This window comes from Actinomadura fibrosa (genome assembly GCF_900659615.1).
Classification (GTDB): Bacteria; Actinomycetota; Actinomycetes; order Streptosporangiales; family Streptosporangiaceae; genus Spirillospora; species Spirillospora fibrosa.
In genome coordinates this window covers 26,037-43,177 of sequence record NZ_CAACUY010000062.1, presented here as the reverse complement: position 1 = coordinate 43,177, position 17,141 = coordinate 26,037, and the positions used below count along the sequence as shown (strand labels likewise).

The 17,141-nt window shown below is 72.8% G+C and carries 19 protein-coding genes and 1 pseudogene; 8 read left to right on the top strand and 12 right to left on the bottom strand.

Features of this window, described 5'->3' with window-relative positions; translation table 11 throughout:
• The 3 genes and pseudogenes from E1300_RS21895 to E1300_RS21885 all read right to left on the bottom strand — a co-directional run.
• A pseudogene (locus E1300_RS21895) lies at positions 1-288 on the bottom strand (hypothetical protein); the annotation flags it as partial.
• A 13-nt stretch (positions 289-301) separates the two neighbouring features.
• Positions 302-1,885 carry an Hsp70 family protein gene (locus E1300_RS21890; RefSeq protein ID WP_131758898.1) on the bottom strand — a complete coding sequence of 528 codons (1,584 nt, stop codon included), beginning with the start codon at positions 1,883-1,885 and terminating at the stop codon, positions 302-304.
• A 7-nt stretch (positions 1,886-1,892) separates the two neighbouring features.
• Entirely contained in the window at positions 1,893-2,792 is a 900-nt protein-coding gene (locus E1300_RS21885; RefSeq protein WP_242619312.1) for a nucleotide exchange factor GrpE, read from the bottom strand.
• 184 nt (positions 2,793-2,976) lie between these two features.
• Here E1300_RS21885 and E1300_RS21880 point away from each other — a divergent pair, with 184 nt between their 5' ends.
• Together E1300_RS21880 and E1300_RS21875 are read left to right on the top strand one after the other, a co-directional pair.
• A complete protein-coding gene (locus tag E1300_RS21880; protein WP_131758897.1) occupies positions 2,977-3,615 on the top strand; it encodes an ACT domain-containing protein in 639 nt (212 codons plus the stop codon).
• A 123-nt stretch (positions 3,616-3,738) separates the two neighbouring features.
• A complete protein-coding gene (locus tag E1300_RS21875) occupies positions 3,739-5,298 on the top strand; it encodes an AMP-binding protein (RefSeq protein WP_131758896.1) in 1,560 nt (519 codons plus the stop codon).
• A 27-nt stretch (positions 5,299-5,325) separates the two neighbouring features.
• Here E1300_RS21875 and E1300_RS21870 read toward each other — a convergent pair whose 3' ends face one another.
• Positions 5,326-6,270 carry a carbohydrate kinase family protein gene (locus E1300_RS21870; RefSeq protein WP_131758895.1) on the bottom strand — a complete coding sequence of 315 codons (945 nt, stop codon included), beginning with the start codon at positions 6,268-6,270 and terminating at the stop codon, positions 5,326-5,328.
• A gap of 113 nt (positions 6,271-6,383) precedes the next feature.
• Between E1300_RS21870 and E1300_RS21865 the strand changes: the two genes are divergently transcribed.
• From E1300_RS21865 to E1300_RS21855, 3 genes are read left to right on the top strand one after another with little or no spacing between them, the layout of a single operon-like run.
• Entirely contained in the window at positions 6,384-7,031 is a 648-nt protein-coding gene (locus E1300_RS21865) for a class II aldolase/adducin family protein (RefSeq protein WP_131758894.1), read from the top strand.
• A 31-nt stretch (positions 7,032-7,062) separates the two neighbouring features.
• Complete coding sequence (locus tag E1300_RS21860; RefSeq protein ID WP_131758893.1) at positions 7,063-7,866, top strand: enoyl-CoA hydratase; 804 nt, start codon at positions 7,063-7,065, stop codon at positions 7,864-7,866.
• Between the two features lie 57 nt (positions 7,867-7,923).
• Positions 7,924-8,352 (top strand): TIGR03668 family PPOX class F420-dependent oxidoreductase, encoded by a 429-nt coding sequence (locus E1300_RS21855; RefSeq protein WP_131758892.1) that lies wholly within the window; start codon positions 7,924-7,926, stop codon positions 8,350-8,352.
• Between the two features lie 9 nt (positions 8,353-8,361).
• Here the strand turns inward: E1300_RS21855 and E1300_RS21850 are convergent, their stop codons facing one another.
• From E1300_RS21850 to E1300_RS21840, 3 genes are all read right to left on the bottom strand, one after another.
• Positions 8,362-9,171, bottom strand: a complete 810-nt coding sequence (locus tag E1300_RS21850; RefSeq protein WP_165502927.1) for an alpha/beta fold hydrolase — start codon at positions 9,169-9,171, stop codon at positions 8,362-8,364.
• Positions 9,172-9,246: 75 nt separating this feature from the next.
• Positions 9,247-10,254, bottom strand: a complete 1,008-nt coding sequence (locus tag E1300_RS21845; RefSeq protein WP_242619311.1) for an ADP-ribosylglycohydrolase family protein — start codon at positions 10,252-10,254, stop codon at positions 9,247-9,249.
• Between the two features lie 20 nt (positions 10,255-10,274).
• Complete coding sequence (locus E1300_RS21840; RefSeq protein WP_242619310.1) at positions 10,275-11,090, bottom strand: AraC family transcriptional regulator; 816 nt, start codon at positions 11,088-11,090, stop codon at positions 10,275-10,277.
• Between the two features lie 68 nt (positions 11,091-11,158).
• On the opposite strand from E1300_RS21840, the gene E1300_RS21835 reads away from it, so the two are divergent.
• On the top strand, positions 11,159-11,569 hold the full coding sequence (locus tag E1300_RS21835; RefSeq protein ID WP_131758890.1) for a DUF2000 domain-containing protein: 411 nt from the start codon (positions 11,159-11,161) through the stop codon (positions 11,567-11,569).
• Here the strand turns inward: E1300_RS21835 and E1300_RS21830 are convergent.
• The 3 genes from E1300_RS21830 to E1300_RS21820 are packed head-to-tail and all read right to left on the bottom strand — an operon-like array spanning position 11,544 to position 13,464.
• Positions 11,544-12,647 carry an acyl-CoA dehydrogenase family protein gene (locus E1300_RS21830; protein ID WP_131758889.1) on the bottom strand — a complete coding sequence of 368 codons (1,104 nt, stop codon included), beginning with the start codon at positions 12,645-12,647 and terminating at the stop codon, positions 11,544-11,546. The genes E1300_RS21835 and E1300_RS21830 overlap by 26 nt on opposite strands.
• A 48-nt stretch (positions 12,648-12,695) precedes the next feature.
• Entirely contained in the window at positions 12,696-13,178 is a 483-nt protein-coding gene (locus E1300_RS21825) for a nucleoside deaminase (protein WP_131758888.1), read from the bottom strand.
• A gap of 52 nt (positions 13,179-13,230) precedes the next feature.
• Positions 13,231-13,464 (bottom strand): hypothetical protein, encoded by a 234-nt coding sequence (locus E1300_RS21820; protein WP_131758887.1) that lies wholly within the window; start codon positions 13,462-13,464, stop codon positions 13,231-13,233.
• Between the two features lie 184 nt (positions 13,465-13,648).
• On the opposite strand from E1300_RS21820, the gene E1300_RS21815 reads away from it, so the two are divergent.
• Together E1300_RS21815 and E1300_RS21810 are read left to right on the top strand one after the other, a co-directional pair.
• Complete coding sequence (locus tag E1300_RS21815; protein WP_207399885.1) at positions 13,649-14,233, top strand: Uma2 family endonuclease; 585 nt, start codon at positions 13,649-13,651, stop codon at positions 14,231-14,233.
• Positions 14,234-14,298: 65 nt separating this feature from the next.
• Positions 14,299-14,859 (top strand): Uma2 family endonuclease, encoded by a 561-nt coding sequence (locus E1300_RS21810; protein WP_131758886.1) that lies wholly within the window; start codon positions 14,299-14,301, stop codon positions 14,857-14,859.
• A gap of 11 nt (positions 14,860-14,870) precedes the next feature.
• On the opposite strand, the gene sbnB is transcribed toward E1300_RS21810, so the two are convergent.
• A complete protein-coding gene (sbnB, locus tag E1300_RS21805; RefSeq protein ID WP_131758885.1) occupies positions 14,871-15,896 on the bottom strand; it encodes a 2,3-diaminopropionate biosynthesis protein SbnB in 1,026 nt (341 codons plus the stop codon).
• Between the two features lie 26 nt (positions 15,897-15,922).
• A complete protein-coding gene (gene sbnA / locus E1300_RS21800; protein WP_131758884.1) occupies positions 15,923-16,912 on the bottom strand; it encodes a 2,3-diaminopropionate biosynthesis protein SbnA in 990 nt (329 codons plus the stop codon).
• Between the last annotated feature and the right edge of the window lie 229 nt (positions 16,913-17,141).

Below are 17,141 nucleotides of genomic sequence, written 5' to 3'. Positions count from 1 at the left end.
TGTGCTCTTCCGATCTAGGCGCAGGTCGCCGCGCTCGGCGGCGGCGAACAGCGGCGCGAGCTCGCGGTGCTCGGCCTCCAGCCGGTCGATGAGCCGCCGGTACTTCAGCTGGCCGCGCGACCGCCGCCAGCACTGCCGGACCTCCCGGACCCGCGCCGCGACGGCCTCCGCCGTCAGCTCGTCCGGGCCGGGCAGCGCGTACCGGAGCCGCAGGTCCGCCGGCGGCTGGTCGCCCGCGGCGCGCGCCGGCTCCAGCACGTCCCGCCGGTAGTCCTCGTCGAACGGCACGGAGGCGCCCGCCTCAGCTCACCTGGACCCGGGAGAGCGCCTTGCGGGAGCGTTCGACCTCCTCCTCGGACATGCCGCCGACGTCGACCTTCAGCTCCAGCCGCTCGCCGGTCTCCTTCTCCACCGCGGTGACGTTGAGGAGGCCGGACGCGTCCAGCGCGAACGTCACGCCGATCGGCCAGCCCGCCTTCTTGCCCGGCGGGACGCGGATCTCCCCGGTGGCGATCTCGGTGTTGTCGATCAGCTCGGCCGACTCGACGCTGCCCGCCTGCTCCATGACGCGGATGTCGGCGGACGTCTGGTCGTCGTAGACGGTGAAGAAGTCCTCGGTCTTCGCCGCGGGGAGGTCGTCGTTGGCGTGCACGAGGTGCGCGACGGTCTCGGCGCCGGTCTCGCGGTCGACCACGACGATGCCGAACGCGTGCGAGGCGACCGTCTTGATCTGCCGGCCGGCGATCTGCTTGCGCTGCTCGGCGGACAGGCCCGCCCGGCTCGCCATCTCCTCGGCGCGCTCTGCCGCGCCCTCCCGGACGAGCCGCCGGTACGTCTCCTCGAACGCGTACAGCGCCGCGCCCTTGGCGACGGCGAGGTCGGGGTCCTGGAGGCGCGGCGCGAGGCCGACCTCCGTCTCCAGCCGCGCCGCCACCACCGGCATCTTGGTGGACCCGCCGACGAGGACGAGGTCGTCGTAGTCGTGCACGCCCTTGTCGGCGGCGGTCGCGAGGGTCCGGCCGGTGATCTCGACGGTGCGGTCGAGGAGGTCCTTGGTCAGCTCCTCCAGCTTCTCCCGGGTCACCTCGACCGCCGCGACGCGCCCGCCGTGCATGACGCGGACGGTGTGCGCGGTGCGGGTCGTCAGGGCCTTCTTGGCGTCCTCGGCGTCGCGGCGGAGCTGCTGCTCGGTCTGCCGGTCGTCGAGCGGGTCGCCGGCGTCCGGGTGCTCGGCGCGGAACCGCTCCGCCAGGTGCTCGACGAGCCGCGCGTCCCAGTCGGCGCCGCCGAGCTCGTGGTCGCCGTCGGTGCACACGACCTCGATGTGGCCGCCGCGCAGCGCGATGACCGTCGTGTCGAACGTGCCGCCGCCGAGGTCGTAGACGAGGATCGTGCGGTCGGTCTCCGGGTTCAGCACCCCGTAGGTGATCGCGGCGGCGATCGGCTCGGACACGATGTCGATGACGTTCAGCCCCGCGATCCGGCCGGCCTTGCGCGTCGCGTCGCGCTCGGCGGCGCCGAAGTAGGCCGGGACGGTGATGACCACGTCCCGGGTCTCCTCGCCGGTCGTGGTGCGCGCGTCGGTGGCGAGCTTCAGCAGGATGAACGCCGACAGCTCCTCGGGGGTGAAGTCGATCCCGTGGATCGGGCGGGTGACGTCGCGGCCCATGTCCCGCTTGATCAGGCTGACGACGTTGTCGGGGTCCAGGACGGCGGTGTCCTTGGCGGTGGCGCCGACCACGACGTTCTCGCCGCTCTCGAAGTACACCACCGACGGCGTGGTGTCGGTGCCCTCCAGGTTGCGGAGGACCGCGGGCCGTCCCACGTCGTCGATGGAGGCGATGCACGAGTACGTGGTTCCGAGGTCGATCCCGTAGACAGCCATGTTCCTCTCACCCATCGGTGCCGAGTCCGGTGTTCATCGTCCCGCCGCGCCCGGTCGCGCGGCGGGGACTTGACCCAGCCCTGACGGCGGTCCCGGCGTCGCCGGCCTCGCCGTTCCGGCCGGGCCCGCCCGCTCCGGGCCCGTCGCCGCCGAGCCTGCCGACGCAGACGGCGGCCTTGCGGAGCACCTTGCCGCCCTGCTCGAACCCGTCGGACTGGACGGTCACCACAGTGCCGTCCCGGCCGGGCTCGGTGACGGATGTGACCGCGACCGGCCGGTGCCGGGCCGCGTCGTAGGGGTCGCCGGGCTGGACCCGGAACCGCTCCACGCCGAGCCTGGCGAGCGCGTCGGCGACGTCGTCGGCGACGGCCTCCAGCAGCGCGGCGGCGTGCCGCGGGTCGGGCGGGTCGCCGTCCGGGGCGGCCAGCCGCCCGGACTCGCGGCGCGCCTGGTCGTGCAGCCGGTACAGGGCGGCGCGGACGGGTTCCAGCATCTGCTGGAGCTCGCCCCGGCGGAGCCGCTGGTTCTCCTCGTGCAGCCGGTCGATGACGGCCTCCCGGTGGGCGGCGCGCTCGTGCTCGCGGTCCAGCCGCGCGGTGAGCCCGGCGATGGCGTCGCGCAGCTCGGCCTGGAAGGCGGCGGTCTCTCCGTCCGTGTTCGGCTCGCTGCCGGCCGGAGCGTTCTTCGCCGAACCGTTCCCGGCGGAGCCCTTGGCTGCCGAGCCGTTCTCTGCCGGACCGTCCGCCGCCGGGCCGTTCGCCGCCGAGGCGTCGTCGGTCAGAGCGCTCTCCGCCGGCTCGGGCCCCGGCGCGCCCTCGGCGGCGGGCGCCGCGCCGTCCTCGCCGGGCGACGGCTCCGGCCGGGCTCCGGAGCCCGCGCTGACTGGACGATCGGGGTCCCTCGACACGTGCAGTTACCTTAATGGTGAGGCGGCGTGCGGCGATAGATCTGCAGTTGACCTTCCGTGGACTCTAGTTTTACCCCCCTCCCGCGTTCCAGCACCGGGTTCTCGGCGGCGACACGCTCGGGTAACACGATGGAAACGCGCCTCCCGCAACCTGAGGGCACTCACACGGATACAGGAGGTGGCGATGTTGCTGCGGATCCGCGTACGCCTGCCGGACCGCCCCGGGTCGCTGGGGCAGGTGGCGCGCACCCTGGGCGCCGCGGGTGCCGACGTCGTCCAGATGGCGGTGCTGGAGCGCGCGGAGGGCCGGGCGCTGGACGACTTCACGGTCGCGTGGCCCGCCGGGGCGGGCATCGAGCGGCTGACCGGGGGTCTGGGCTCGGTGCCCGGTGTGGACGTCGTCGGCATCTGGCCGACGGTCGAGCCGCAGGGGGCGTTCCCGGACGCCACGGTGATCGGGCAGGTCGCGGCCGTCCCGGAGCGCGGGGCGGAGATCCTCGCCGACGCCGTCCCGGGCATCCTCAGCGCCGACTGGGCCGCGCTGGCCGAGGACGGGCCCGGCGGCGAGACAGTGCTCGTGCACGCGAGCGTCGGGGGGATGGAGGGCGCCCGGCTGCCCGGGCTGCGGCCGCTGCGCCCGCGGGCCTTCACCGCCCCGGACGGCGTGCAGTACGCCGTCTGCCCGCTGGGGACGGGCGGTCTCGCGCTCGTGATCGCGCGGACCGGCGCCCCGCCGTTCCACGCGACCGAGGTGCTCCGGCTGGAGCAGCTCGCCGCGGCGGCGGCCGCCGTGCTCCCCGCGGAACTGGTGAGCACTTCCTGACCGTTCGCCGCCCCCCGGCGCCGTACCTTCATGTCCGAAATCCGGGTTCGGGACTGTTCCTCCTGGTCGCCACCGTTCTAGAGTCACATTCTAGGAATTGTCGCGTTCCACGGAGGTGGCTCCATGGCCGAACTGCTCCGCCCGCACGCCGCGGCCGATCCGGACGGCGCCGCGCTCGCCGACGAGCGGGGAAGCACGTCCTGGCGGGACCTCGACGCGCGGACCGACCGGCTGGCGGGCGCGCTGCGCGGCCTCGGCCTGGGCGTCGGGGACGCGATCGCGATCCACTCCGGCAACCGCCGCGAGTACTTCGAGCTGATGTGCGCCGCCGGGCACATCGGGCTCCGGTTCGTCCTGGTCAACTGGCACTGGACGGCCGACGAGCTGCGCTACGTGCTGGAGGACGCCGGGGTGCGCGCGCTGTTCTCCGAGGACGCCTTCGGGGACGTCGCGCGGGAGGCGTCCGAGGGGCTCGGCCTGACCGCGCGGGTGGCGCTCGGCGAGGGCATCGGCGGCTTCACCCCGTACGAGGAGTTCCTCGCCGGCGGGGAGCCCGGGGGAGGGACCGGGATCCCCGACCCGGCGATGGGCTATCCGATGTTCTACACGTCGGGCACCACGGGCCGCCCGAAGGGCGTGTCCCGCAAGCTCATGGCGGCGGGCGCGCCGATCGAGACCGTGAAGCTGATCGGCGACGTGTTCGCCGAGGTGCTCCGGATCCCCGACCCCGGCCGGACGCTGCTCGTCGGGCCCGTCTACCACTCGGCCCAGTGGCTGTGGTCGTACATGTTCCTGCTGGCCGGACGGCCGGTGGTGATGCGGCGGAACTTCGACGCGGCGGAGACGCTGCGGCTCATCGACGAGCACGCCATCACGAACGTCCACCTGGTGCCGACGCAGTTCGTCCGGCTGCTCCGGCTGGACGAGGAGACCCGCGCGTCGTTCGACGGCTCCAGCCTCCAGGTCGTCTGGCACGGCGCCGCGCCCTGCCCGCCGGAGGTCAAGCGGCGGATGATCGACTGGCTCGGCCCGATCGTGCACGAGTACTACGGGTCCACCGAGGCGTCGGTGAACAGCGTCATCACCGCGTCCGAGTGGCTGGAGCGGCCGGGCAGCGTGGGCCGCCCGCTGCCGACCACCGAGGTCCGGATCCTGCGCCCGGACGGTGAGCCCGCCGCGCCCGGCGAGCGCGGCCAGATCTACTTCCGGTACACGAGCGGCGACGACGTCGAGTACTGGGGCGACGAGGAGAAGACCCGCTCGGTGCACCGCGCGGACGGCCTGTTCACCACCGGCGACGTCGGCTACCTGGACGAGGACGGCTACCTCTTCCTCGCCGACCGCGTCATCGACATGATCATCAGTGGCGGGGTGAACATCTACCCGGCCGAGATCGAGGGCGTGCTGATCACCCATCCGGCCGTCCGGGACGTGGCGGTGTTCGGCGTGCCGGACGAGGAGTTCGGCGAGCAGGTGAAGGCGGCCGTCGAGCTCGCCCCGGGCACGGAGCCGTCCGGCGCCCTCGCCGAGGAGCTGATCGCGCACGTCCGGGCCTCGCTGGCCGGGTACAAGGCGCCCCGCTCGGTCGACTTCGTCGAGGCGATGCCGCGGACGCCCACCGGCAAGCTCTACAAGCGGCTCCTGCGCGACCCCTACTGGGCGGAGCAGAAGCAGAAGATCTGACTCTTGAAGCGGCCCCGGACGAGGGGCTTACTTCAGGAGGGCGAGGACGGCGTCCAGGTCGGTGAGGCAGGCGTCGGAACCGAGCCCCTGCGCGACGGTCGCGGCCGCGGCGGTGCCCCAGCGCGCCGCCTCGGCGACGTCCCGGCCGTGCAGGAGGCCGGTGATGAACCCGGCGCAGTACGCGTCGCCGCATCCGGTCGTGTCGACGACCTCGACCGGGAGCGCGGGCAGCCGCCGCACGCCGTCGGCCGTCGCGACGAGGCTGCCCTTCTCGCCGAGGGTGACGACGACCGAGGCGGGCCCCTCGGCGAGCAGCGCGAGCGCGGCCCGCTCCACGTCCTGCTCGCCCGTCATCGCCACCGCCTGCTCCTCGTTGGGGAGGAAGTGGTCGACGTGCGGGAGGAACGCGGCGGCGCCCCGGACGAGGTCGGGCATGTTCGACAGCAGGTCCATCGTCACGACCGTGCCGCCGGCGCGCGCGGCCTCCAGGACCGTGAAGAAGGCCGGGTCGTTCAGCCCGAACGTGACGTCCGGACCGCCGAGGTGCACGACGGCCGCCGCCGCGAGCAGGCCGGCGCCGACCGCGCCGGGGGTGAGGGTCAGGTTCGCGCCGGGCACGTGGAAGCTCGGGCGGCCCCCGTCCGGGCGGATCGGCAGGATGGACGCGCTGGTCTGGTCGGCGGTGCGGCGGACGAGCCCGCCGACGTCCACGCCCTCCCGCGTCATGATCGTGACGAGCAGGTCGCCGAGGTCGTCCTCGCCGATGGCGCCGACCGAGACGACGGCGTTGCCGAGCCGGGCGAGCGCCACCGCGGTCCCGGCGGCGGCGCCGGCCGCGGTCACCCTGATCCGGTCGACGACGACGGTGTCCTGGCCGGCCGGGATGCCCTCGACGGGACGGGCGAGCACGTCGAGGATGTGGGCCCCGACCGTGACGACAGGGCGGGGCTCGGCGTCGGTCGGCGCGGCCATCGGGGTCTCCCTGGTGCTCGGTGCGGGGCCGGCCCACGGCCGGCCGGTTCGGTTGATGATCGGCAGAGCCGTAGCGTACGCCGTGGAGCCCGTCGGACGTGAGAGGTGTTCACATGTTGCTGGAGGACGAGCGGACCGCGCTGTGCCGCATCGGGACCAGGCTGGCGGAGACGGGGCTGGTGACCGGCGCGTCCGGCAACATCAGCGTCCGGGCGGGCGACCTGGTCGCGGTCACGCCGGGCGGGATGATGCTCGACCGGATGGAGCCCGCCGACTGCCCGGTCGTCGACGTCGCGGGACGGCTGGTGGACGGGGAGCGCGCCCCCTCGTCCGAGACCCCGATGCACCTGGCGCTGTACGAGGCGACGCCCGGCACGGCGATCGTCCACACGCACTCCACCTATGGGGCGGTCGTGGCGAGCACCATGACCGAGCTGCCGCCGATCCACTACAACACCCTCCTGCTGGGCGGCGTGGTGCGGGTCGCCGAGTACGCCACCTACGGCACGCCCGAGCTGGCGGAGAACGTCCGGAAGGCCATGGAGGGCGGCAAGCGGGCCGCGCTTATGGCCAACCACGGCGGCGTGGCGATCGGCCGCGACCTGGACGAGGCGTTCGAGAACGCGCGCCTGCTGGAGTGGCTGTGCGGCGTGTACGTGCGGGCGAAGACGATCGGCGAGCCGCGGATCCTGACGGACGAGGAGCTGGCGCGGGTGGTCGAGCGGGGGCTCACGCCGCCGGAGTTCCCGCGTGTAACCTAGCGCTTGCTAGGTAGTGCTACCGGGAGGTCGGATGCCCTTCGTTCGGATCGACGCGCCGCGGCCCGGCGTCGCCCTCGTCACCCTCGACCGGCCGGAGCGGATGAACGCGATGGCGTTCGACGTCATGGTGCCGTTCCGCGAGGCCCTGGAGGAGGTGAGCCGGGACAACGCCGTCCGCGCCGTCGTCGTCACGGGCGCCGGGCGCGGCTTCTGCTCCGGCGCCGACCTGGAGTCGCCGGGCCGGATCCCCGGCATCGACGGGCTCACCGTGTCCTCGATCGCGCTGCGCTCGATGGAGCTGCTCGACGACGTCGTCCGCGCGATGCGGCGCGTCCACCAGCCGGTCATCGCCGCGGTCAACGGCCCCGCGATCGGCGGCGGGCTGTGCCTCGCGCTCGCCGCCGACATCCGCGTCGCCTCCGAGGCCGCCCTGTTCCGCGCGGCGGGCATCAACAACGGGCTGACCGCGAGCGAGCTCGGCCTCAGCTACCTGCTGCCGCGCGCGATCGGCGCGTCCCGCGCGTTCGAGATCATGCTGTCCGGACGGGACGTCGGCGCCGGCGAGGCCGAGCGGATCGGCCTCGTCTCCCGGACCGTCCCCGGCGAGAAGCTCCTCGACGACTGCTACGACCTCGCCGAGCGGATCGCCGCGTTCAGCCGCCCCGGCGTGGAGCTGACCAAGCGGATGCTGTGGTCGAGCCTGGACGCGGCGAGCCTGGAGGCCCACATGGGCCAGGAGGGGCTCGCGCAGCTGTTCGTCCGGCTCACCACGCGGAACTTCGAGGAGGCGATCAAGGCGCGCAAGGAGGGCCGCCCGCCCGAGTTCGCGGACTGACGCCCGCGGCGGGCGCCGCCGTGGCGGGACGGCGGCCGGCGTGGGAGGCTGCTCGGCGTGCCCAGGCTCTCACCGGACGGCGCCCGCCGCCTGCTCGCCGCGGCGCCCGTCGCGCGCCTCGCGACCGTCGGCGAGGACGGCCGGCCGCACCTCGTCCCCGTGACGTTCGCCGTGCACCGCGGGACCGTCTACACCGCGGTCGACCACAAGCCGAAGAGCAGCCGCGCCCTGCGGCGGCTGGCCAACATCCGCGCCAACCCCCGCGTCGCGCTGCTCGCCGACCACTACGAGGACGACTGGGACCGCCTCTGGTGGGTCCGCGTGGACGGCCACGCGGCCGTCGTCGAGGACGCCGCCGCCATGGCCGGTCCGATCGGGCTCCTCGCGGCCCGCTACCCGCAGTACCGCGACCGCCCGCCCGAGGGCCCGCTCATCGCCGTGACCATCGACGACTGGACCGGCTGGTCGGCGTCCGAGGAGTCCTGACCAGGCTTTTCAGGCCTGGCCGAGGGAGCGCTGGAACCGCTCGACGGCCTCGGCGATCCGCTCCGGGAACTCGACGTGCGGGTGGTGCCCGGCGCCCTCCAGCAGGACGACCTCCGCGTCCAGGCGTCCCGCGACCCACGCGGCCTCGGCGGCGGGGTCGGGCCAGTCGACGTCGGCCGTGCCCATGATGACCAGCGCGGGCGCGGTCACCCGGTCGAGCCGCGCCTCGGCCTCGGCGTGCGACATGGACATGTACTCGGCGATCACCTTGCTCCGGCCGGGCCGCTTGAGGCTCGCCGCGAGCAGCGCCTTGTGCTCGGCGAAGTCGGCCGGGGGCTTCGGCTCCCACTTGGGGTAGTAGCCCAGGTAGAGCGGGCGGGCGAGCCCGGGGACCCGGAACAGCGCCATGGTCAGCCTCTGCGCGAACCCGGCCTCGCCGTCGCGGACGAACGGCGCCGACAGCACGAGCCCGCCGATCAGCTCGGGCGCCTCGGCGGCCGCCCACACGCCCGCCGCCGCGCCGTTCGAGCAGCCGTAGACGAGCGCGGGCCCCGCGTCCAGGTGCCGCAGCAGCGCGACCAGGTCGCGGCCGAGCGGGGTGCTCCCGTACTCGGGCCACGCGGCGTCGCTGTCGCCCATCCCGCGCTGGTCGACGGTCACGACCCGGTACCCGGCCTTCAGCAGCAGCGGCCTGAGGAACCGGAACTGCGAGCGGAGGTCGAGCATCGACGGCAGGCAGACGACGAGCGGCCCGGCGCCCTCGTCGTCGTAGGCGAGGCGGCCGTCGGGAAGGTCGAGGTAGCGGGTCTGCTCGCTCATCGCGTTCTCCAGTGCTCGTAACTCAGTAGCTCTATGGCTAAGAACATTAGCCATAGAGCTTCGCCCTGTCAATGCTCAGTCCCAGGCGGCGCCGATCCGCGCGAGGTCGCCCGCGTACTCGATGCGGCCGGCCCACCCGCCCGGCCACGCGTCCATGCCGAGGTGCGCCCCCGCGAAGGCGCCCGCGAGGCAGGCGATCGAGTCGGAGTCGCCGGAGCTCGCGGCGCCCCGCCGGATCGCCGCGACCGGCTCGTCCGGGAACAGCAGGAAGCACAGCAGGCCGGTGGCCAGCGCCTCTTCGGCGATCCAGCCCGCGCCCGTCGCCTCGCACGGGTCGGACGAGCGGTCCGGCGAGGCGAGGGCCGCGTCGAGGCGGTCGAGCACGACGAGGCACTCGTCCCAGCCCCGGGAGATGAACGTCGCCGGGTCGGTCATGCCGGGCCGCCGCCACAGATCGCCCAGCCAGCGCTCGTGGTAGACGGCCCGCTGCGCGTGGCAGCGGTCGCGCAGCGCCGCCGGGAGATCGGCGGGCGCCGTCCCGTCGGCCAGCCACCGGACGGCGAACGCGGTCAGCTCGCTCGCGGCCAGGCCGGTCGGATGCCCGTGCGTCATCGCGGCCTGGAGCTGCGACGCGCCCGCCCGCGTCTCGTCCGTCAGGCCCGGCGCCAGGCCGACCGGCGCCACCCGCATGTTCGCTCCGCAGCCCTTGGACCCGGCCTGGGTCGCCTTCACCCACGGCTTCCCGGCCTCAAGGCCCCGGCACGCGCGGATGCACGTCTGGCCGGGCGCGCGAGTGTTGTCCGGGCTGTTCAGCCAGTCGACGAAGCGCCGCCGCCACATCGGCGTGACCAGCTCGGGGGTGAACGGCGGGTTCGCCAGGGCGTCCAGCAGCGCCAGGCCGACGGCGATCGCCATCTGCGTGTCGTCGGTGACGAGCGCGGGGGAGCCGTCGAGCTCCGCCGGGCCGTCGTCCCCGAAGCGCCGCCGGATCTGCTTCATGCTCAGGAACTCGGTGGCCGCGCCGAGCGCGTCCCCGTACGCCAGCCCGAACATCGCCCCGCTGGCCCGTCGATTCGCGTCCATGGTGCAGATTGTTCCGTAGATCAGCCGGTACGGGCGTCCCGGTACGCGCCGGGCGTCATGCCGTAGCACCGGACGAACCAGCGCGTCAGATGGCTCTGGTCGGCGAAGCCCGCCCGCGCCGCCGCGTCCGCGAGCGCGGCGCCGGAACCGATGAGGCGCCGCGCCGCGCGCAGCCGGAGCTGCCGCTGGTAGTCGCCGGGTGCCATCCCGTACGCGGCCCGGAACGCCCGGTACAGCGCGAACCGGCTGCACCCGGCCGCGTCCGCCAGCGCGTCGGCCCCGACGTCCTCCAGATAGCGCGCGTCGAGCAGTTCCCGGGCGCGCTCGGCGGACGACCGCCCGGCGTGCGCGCCCCCGACCCGGAGCCGCCCGGTGGAGGCCCGCGCCACCAGCGACCCGAGCGCGGCGGTGAGCAGCTCGTCCCGGCGCAGCGCCGGAGCGCCGCCGAGCAGCGCCGCGTGCAGCCCCCGCAGGTTCCGCGCGAGGACCGGATCCGCGACGACCGGCGACGCGAACAGCGGCGGGACCGCGGCCCCGTCCGCGACGTCGGCGAGCACGCCCGCCACCAGCTCGGGCCCGATATGGACGATCCGGTAGGTGAAGCCCAGCTCGTCCGCGGCGCGGCCGTCGTGCGGATCGTCCGGATTGAACGCCATCACCATCCCGGACGCGCTGGTGTGCGCGCCGCCCCGGCACCGGAACGCCTGATACCCGTCCTCGGTCACGCCGAACGAGTAGGCCTCGTGGCTGTGCCGGTGGTAGACGTGCCGCTCGAAGTGGGCGTGCATCGCCTCCAGCGGCCGGTCGGGCGACCGCCAGTACTCGCTCCAGTCCACGCCCCCAGTCTGGACCGGCGCACGAGCGTCCAAGACGCGGCGCCGCCCGCCGCGCCAGCGTGGCCCGCATGCGCTTCGACACCAAGATCGCGATCGCCGTCCGGGACGACCTGGCCGCCTGGCAGCGGCTCAACGTGACCGCGTTCCTCGCCGGCGCGGTGGCCCGGGGCGTCCCGGACATCGTCGGCGAGCCCTACGAGGACGGCTCCGGCAACACCTACCTGGCGATGTTCCGGCAGCCCGTCCTCGTCTACGAGGCGGACGCCGTGGGCCTCGCCACCGCGCACGGCAAGGCCCTGGTCCGCGGGATGCACCTCGCCGTCTACATCGAGGAGATGTTCGCTACCGGCAACGACGAGGACAACCGCGCGACCGTCCGCGCGGTCCCCGCCGACGGGATGCCGCTCGTCGGCATCGCCGTGCACGGCCCGCGGAACGCCGTCGACAAGGTCCTCAAGGGGCTTCGGCTCCACCCGTGATCCCGGCGAGCGCGCCGAGGCGCTCGCGGTGCCGGTCCGGCGTCCCGAAGAGCTGCCGCGACGCCTGCGCCCGCTTGAAGTACAGGTGGGCGTCGTGCTCCCACGTGAACCCGATGCCGCCGTGGAGCTGGATCGCCTCGCCCGCCGTGTGGACGAAGGCGTCCGAGCAGTACGCCTTCGCCAGCGCCGCGGCCGCCGGCAGCCCGCCGGGCGCCTCGTCGACCACCGCCGCCGCGTTGAGCACGGCCGACCGCGCCGACTCCACCAGCACGAACATGTCCGCGCACCGGTGCTTGACCGCCTGGAACGACCCGATCGGACGGCCGAACTGGCGGCGCACCTTCGCGTACTCGACGGTCATCTCCAGCGTCCGCTCCGCGCCGCCCAACTGCTCGGCCGCGAGCGCCACGGCGGCGACGTCCAGGGCCCGCGCCAGCGCGTCCTCCCCGCCGACCCGCCGCCCCGGGACGCCGTCCAGCCCGATCCGGGCCAGTCTCCGAGTCTGGTCGAGCGTCGGAACGAGCGTCCTGGTGAGGCCCTCCGCATGCCCGTCCACGACGTAAAGGCCCACGGACCCGTCCTCCTCGCGGGCCGCGACGACGAGGAGATCGGCGAGATGCCCGTCCAGCACGAACGCCTTGGCGCCCCGCAGCAGGCCGCCCTCGACGGTGGCCTCCACGGCGGCCGGATCCCAGAGACCGCGCTCCTCAGCGACGGCCAGGGTGGCGATGACCGTCCCGTCCGCGATGCCGGGCAGCAGGTCGTGCCCGCCCTCCCCGGCGAGCAGCGCCGCCGCCGCCACCGTCGTCGCGAGGAACGGCGCGCAGACGAGCGCCCTGCCCATCTCCTCGAACACCACCGCCAGCTCGCGGAACCCGAACCCGGCGCCGCCGTGCTCCTCCGGGACCGCGAGCCCCTGGAGGCCGAGCTGCCCGGCCATCTGCTTCCAGACGGCCGGGTCGTACCCCTCGTCCACCGCCATCAGCCTGCGCACCTCGGTCGCGGGCGACCGGTCGGCGAAGAAGCGCCGCAGCGCGTCCCGCAGCTCGCGCTGCTCCTCGGTGACGGCGAGCCTCATCGGGCGACCTCCCAAACAGATGCTTGCTTGGCCGCCATTCTGCCAGAGTCAGGACGCCGCGCGCCTGTGCAGCTCCCGGATCTCCGCCTCCAGCGCGGGCACGGGCCCGTCCACCTGGACGCCCGGAGCCACCTCCTGGACCGGGATCGCGTTCACCGGCCCCCGCTCGACGCCCAGCGCCGTCCGCCACTCCACGAGCTGCGCCGACGACGCCACGTAGACGATGCGCCCGAGCCCCACCCAGCCGTGCGCGGCCGAGCACATCGGGCAGTGCTCCCCGGACGTGAACACCGTCGCGACCGCGCGGTCCTCCGGCGCCATGTTGTTGGCCGCCCACCGCGCCAGCTCGAACTCGGGATGCCGTGTCTGGTCGCCGCCCGCCGTCCGGTTGCGGTCCTCGGCGAGCACCTCCCCAGACGCGGACACGAGCACGCTGCCGAACGGCTCGTCGGCCGCCTCCAGGGCCTCGGCCGCCAGTTCGAGGCAGCGCTTCAGATGGGCGAGCTCGGCGGGAGTCGGTTCGTAGGCCATGGCGGTCCCCTTCGCGGCGTGATCGGTCCGCGAATGATCCTAAGAGGCCGCCTCAGGGCGCCCAGTCATGCGACGCGAGCACGTACCCGTGGTCGGTCGAGCGCACATGGTTGACCGAGACCAGATGGCCCAGCGCAGCCCAGAGATCCTCCTCCGGACCGCCCACCAGCCGCCCGAGCGTCGCGAAGTCCGCCGCGCCGCCCCCCTTGTCGATCTCCGCGACGGTCTCGTACACCGTGAGCTCGAAGTCGCTCAGCTCCTGGACGTCACCACGCATGTCATCCATGACCCATCCGTGCCCGCTCCCGCCCCATCCATGACCCCGGAACACGCCGAACGCGAATCGCGCGCCCGACGCGTACGTCCGCACGAACACGCCTAGGCTGGGACCGGACGGCACGGAAACTACGATCTGTATGCGAAGGGTGGCGCTCTGCTTATAGCCTCGTCTCGGAGGAAAGGAGCAGAGCATGGCTGTGATGGTTCAAGAACCGCCGGTGCAAGAGGAGCAGGACGCCCTCCTCGAAGTCTTTCTCTCCCTCGACACCCCCAAGGGCTTCCGAGCCGAGCTGATCGACGGAGAGATCGTCGTGACACCACCCCCCGTGAGCCAGCATGAGATGATCGTCGGAGAGATCACCATGCAGGTTGGCCGAGACGCCTCCGCGCGGTTCCACGCTGCGGCTAACAAGGGCCTCATCATGCCGAGCGGAGGCCGTTGCCCCAGCGGCTACGTGATACCAGACGGCACATTCGCGCTCGCTGAACTCCTCGTGTTCAAGAACGAGAAACCCTGGACCGAGCCGGACGGCGTGGCCATGGTCGTGGAGGTCACCTCCAGGCGTGCAGAGCGGGATCGGGGAGCGAAGCGGTACTGCTACGCACGCGGAGGCATCCCGCTCTACCTGCTGGTGGACCGGGAACGGGAAGAAGTGACGCTCCACTCCAAGCCGGAAGACGGCGACTACCACCAACTGAACGTGATGCCGTACGGCAAACCGCTGCCGATCCCCGAGCCGTTCGGGTTCGACCTGGACACCGCCGACTTCTCCTGAGGGAGCCCGGAACCGAGCCGTCGTGTGCTGCCGTCGCGCGGCCTCGTTCAGTTCGAAGGAAGACAGTGGACAAGGATCCTCTTCTGGAAGGCTTCCTCGCCTTCGGGACTCCCAAGGGCTTCAAGGCCGAGCTGCTCGACGGGGAGATCGTCGTGACACCGCCCCCTGTGGGCAGGCATGAGAAGAGCATCAGCCGGCTGATCGCCCAGGTCGCCCAAGGCACCTCTGCCGAGCTCGATGTCGCGTGCAACATGGGGCTGATCCTGCCGAGCGGCGGTGATCACCCGGACGACCGGGTGATCCCGGACGCGACGTTCGGCCTCGCCGAGCTCGACATCTTCGATGACGAGGAGTCCTGGGTGGCGCCGGAGGGCGTGGCCATGGTCGTGGAGGTCACCGTGAAGCGGGCGGACCTTGCGGAACGGGACCGGGTGGCGAAGCGGTATGGCTATGCGCGTGGAGGGATTCCGCTCTACCTGCTCGTCGACCGGGAGCGGCGCGAGGTGACGTTGTTCAGCCAGCCTGAGGACGGGGACTACCGTCGGTCCTCGGGGGTCTCGTTCGGCAGGGCGTTGGCGTTGCCCGGGCCGTTCGGGTTCGAGTTGGACACCGCCGACTTCTGCTAGCGGCGGGGGTGTCAGCCGTAGCGCTTCAGTTCGTGGAAGAAGCCGGGGACGGTGATCAGGGCGCCGGAGGCGGAGACCTCGTCGTAGACGTAGCGGGCGACGGCGAGGTCGAGGACGCCGAGGCCGAAGGGGGAGAAGACCACGGGGCGGTCGGCGGGCGGGGTCGTGGCGCCGGTGAGGACGTCGTAGAGGGTGCCCGCGACGAAGTCGCGGTTGCCGACCTTCTGCTCGGCCAGGTGCGGGGACGTGTTGGCCTTCATGCAGTGCTCGACGTCGTCCACGACGTTGCAGGACGCGAGGATGATCTCGGGGGAGAGGTCGCGCAGGGAGACGTGCAGGACGAGGGGGTTGTGCGCGAACCAGGCCGGGTCGTGGACGTGGGGTTCGCCGGCGACGGTGGCGAACACGATGAGGTCGGACGCGCGGATCAGCGACTCGGCGGAGTCGTGGACCGTGACGGGGCCCTTCTCGGTGCGCTCCAGGTAGCCCTTGAAGCCCTCGGCGTGCTCGGCGGAGAGGTCGTGGACGGCGAGCTCGTCGAAGGCGAAGCCGTTGCCGGCGAGGTAGGTGTGGATGTAGCGGGCGATGAGGCCGGTGCCGACGAAGCCGACGCGGCGGGGACGGTCGCCGCGCCGGTCGGCGAGGGTCGCGGCGGCGAGGGCCGCGGACGCGGCGGTGCGGGCCGCGCTGATGATGGAGCTCTCCAGGCAGGCGAACGGGTAGCCGGTCTCGGCGTCGTTGAGGATCAGCACGGCGGACGCGCGGGGGATGCCGTTCGCGACGTTGCCGGGGAAGCTGGAGATCCACTTGATGCCGTGCACGCCGACGTCGCCCTTGACGGAGGCGGGCAGCGCGATGATGCGGTCGGACGGCCGGTCGGGGAAGCGCAGGAAGTAGGAGTCGGGGTTGACCGTGAGGCCCTCGCCGTGCAGCCGGTAGGCCGCCTCGACCATCCGGGTGACCTGCTCCTCGCGCCCGGCGACCGCCTCGTGCACCTGGGCGCCGGAGATCACGGCGAATGCGGGGACCTGCGTCATGGGGACAACTCCGTTTGTCTAGATGATCAGACGCCGAGGATATCGGCGCCGGGCAGGTCCAGTTCCGGGAGCAGTTCGCCGAAGTGCTCGCGGAGCCAGCCCTCCTCGTAGATCGAGTCGAGGTAGCGCTCGCCGAGGTCGGGCGCGATGGCGACCGCGACGGGGTCCTCGCCGGGGTACTTGGCCTCCAGCCACCGGGACGCGCCGGACACGACGGTGCCGGTGGAGCCGCCGAACAGGAACCCGCGCGAGGACAGCGCGTGGACGGTCCGGATCGTGTCGGTCTCCGGGACGTGCACGACGTCGTCGACGTAGGACTCGTCCACGAGCGCGGGCCTGGTGCTGGTGCCGAGGCCGGGCACCATGCGGCGCTCGGGGATGCCGCCGAAGGTGACCGAGCCGACCGCGTCGACGGCGACGATCGTGACGGGCCGGCGGTGCTCGCGGAAGTAGCGCGCGCAGCCCATCAGGGTGCCCGTCGTGCCGGCGCCGACGAAGAGGACCTCCAGGTCAGGGAACTGCCGGTCGATGGCGGGCGCGGTCCCGCGGTAGTGCGCGAGCCAGTTGTTGCGGTTGGCGTACTGGTTCAGCCAGACGTACCCGCCGCCGGACGCGCAGAGGTCCCGGACGTACCTGATCCGGCTCTCCAGGTAGCCGCCGTTGGCGTCCTTGTCGGAGACGACGCGGACCTCGGCGCCGAGCGCGCGCATCACCCGCATGGACGCGGGGTTGCAGCGCGGGTCGGTGACGCAGACGAAGCGGAGGCCGCGGTCGGCGGCGATGAGGCTGAGCGCGATCCCGAGGTTGCCGGAGGACGACTCGACGATCACCGAGCCGGGGGTGAGCGCGCCGTCGCGCTCGGCGGCCTCGATCATGGCCGCGGCGGCCTTGAGTTTCACCGAGCCCGCGAAGTTGAATCCCTCGCATTTGAGGTAGAGCGGACGGGCGAGAACGTGCCGCAAATCGACGTAAAGGTCGTCGACATTGAATTCCTGCGGCGAGGTGATTATCGGCACGCTGTCACCCTTGAATGAAAGAACAATTCACTCATCTTCCCCGAGTTCGCCGCGGGCGCGTCGTGCTACCGCCATGGCGGAGGATCACGCTACCTTCGGCCATCTTCCCCCGCAACCCCGACTTACCCGTCAGTAGTGTTGAATACCAGCAATCACCGACGCTTCTGGACGGCTCCCGACATAAGCTATGCCCTCCGCTTTCATTGCGATGACGGTGGAGAAGTCCTAC

What these genes read in the sequence shown, in the direction of transcription:
- E1300_RS21820 (WP_131758887.1), bottom strand. Translation starts at nt 13,464, where the DNA reads ATGGATGACATGCGTGGTGACGTCCAGGAGCTGAGCGACTTCGAGCTC.
- E1300_RS21880 (WP_131758897.1), top strand. Translation starts at nt 2,977, where the DNA reads ATGTTGCTGCGGATCCGCGTACGCCTGCCGGACCGCCCCGGGTCGCTG.
- sbnB (WP_131758885.1), bottom strand. Translation starts at nt 15,896, where the DNA reads ATGACGCAGGTCCCCGCATTCGCCGTGATCTCCGGCGCCCAGGTGCAC.
- E1300_RS21865 (WP_131758894.1), top strand. Translation starts at nt 6,384, where the DNA reads ATGTTGCTGGAGGACGAGCGGACCGCGCTGTGCCGCATCGGGACCAGG.
- E1300_RS21870 (WP_131758895.1), bottom strand. Translation starts at nt 6,270, where the DNA reads ATGGCCGCGCCGACCGACGCCGAGCCCCGCCCTGTCGTCACGGTCGGG.
- E1300_RS21830 (WP_131758889.1), bottom strand. Translation starts at nt 12,647, where the DNA reads ATGAGGCTCGCCGTCACCGAGGAGCAGCGCGAGCTGCGGGACGCGCTG.
- E1300_RS21835 (WP_131758890.1), top strand. Translation starts at nt 11,159, where the DNA reads ATGCGCTTCGACACCAAGATCGCGATCGCCGTCCGGGACGACCTGGCC.
- E1300_RS21890 (WP_131758898.1), bottom strand. Translation starts at nt 1,885, where the DNA reads ATGGCTGTCTACGGGATCGACCTCGGAACCACGTACTCGTGCATCGCC.
- E1300_RS21875 (WP_131758896.1), top strand. Translation starts at nt 3,739, where the DNA reads ATGGCCGAACTGCTCCGCCCGCACGCCGCGGCCGATCCGGACGGCGCC.
- E1300_RS21825 (WP_131758888.1), bottom strand. Translation starts at nt 13,178, where the DNA reads ATGGCCTACGAACCGACTCCCGCCGAGCTCGCCCATCTGAAGCGCTGC.
- E1300_RS21860 (WP_131758893.1), top strand. Translation starts at nt 7,063, where the DNA reads ATGCCCTTCGTTCGGATCGACGCGCCGCGGCCCGGCGTCGCCCTCGTC.
- E1300_RS21815 (WP_207399885.1), top strand. Translation starts at nt 13,649, where the DNA reads ATGGCTGTGATGGTTCAAGAACCGCCGGTGCAAGAGGAGCAGGACGCC.
- E1300_RS21845 (WP_242619311.1), bottom strand. Translation starts at nt 10,254, where the DNA reads ATGGACGCGAATCGACGGGCCAGCGGGGCGATGTTCGGGCTGGCGTAC.
- E1300_RS21850 (WP_165502927.1), bottom strand. Translation starts at nt 9,171, where the DNA reads ATGAGCGAGCAGACCCGCTACCTCGACCTTCCCGACGGCCGCCTCGCC.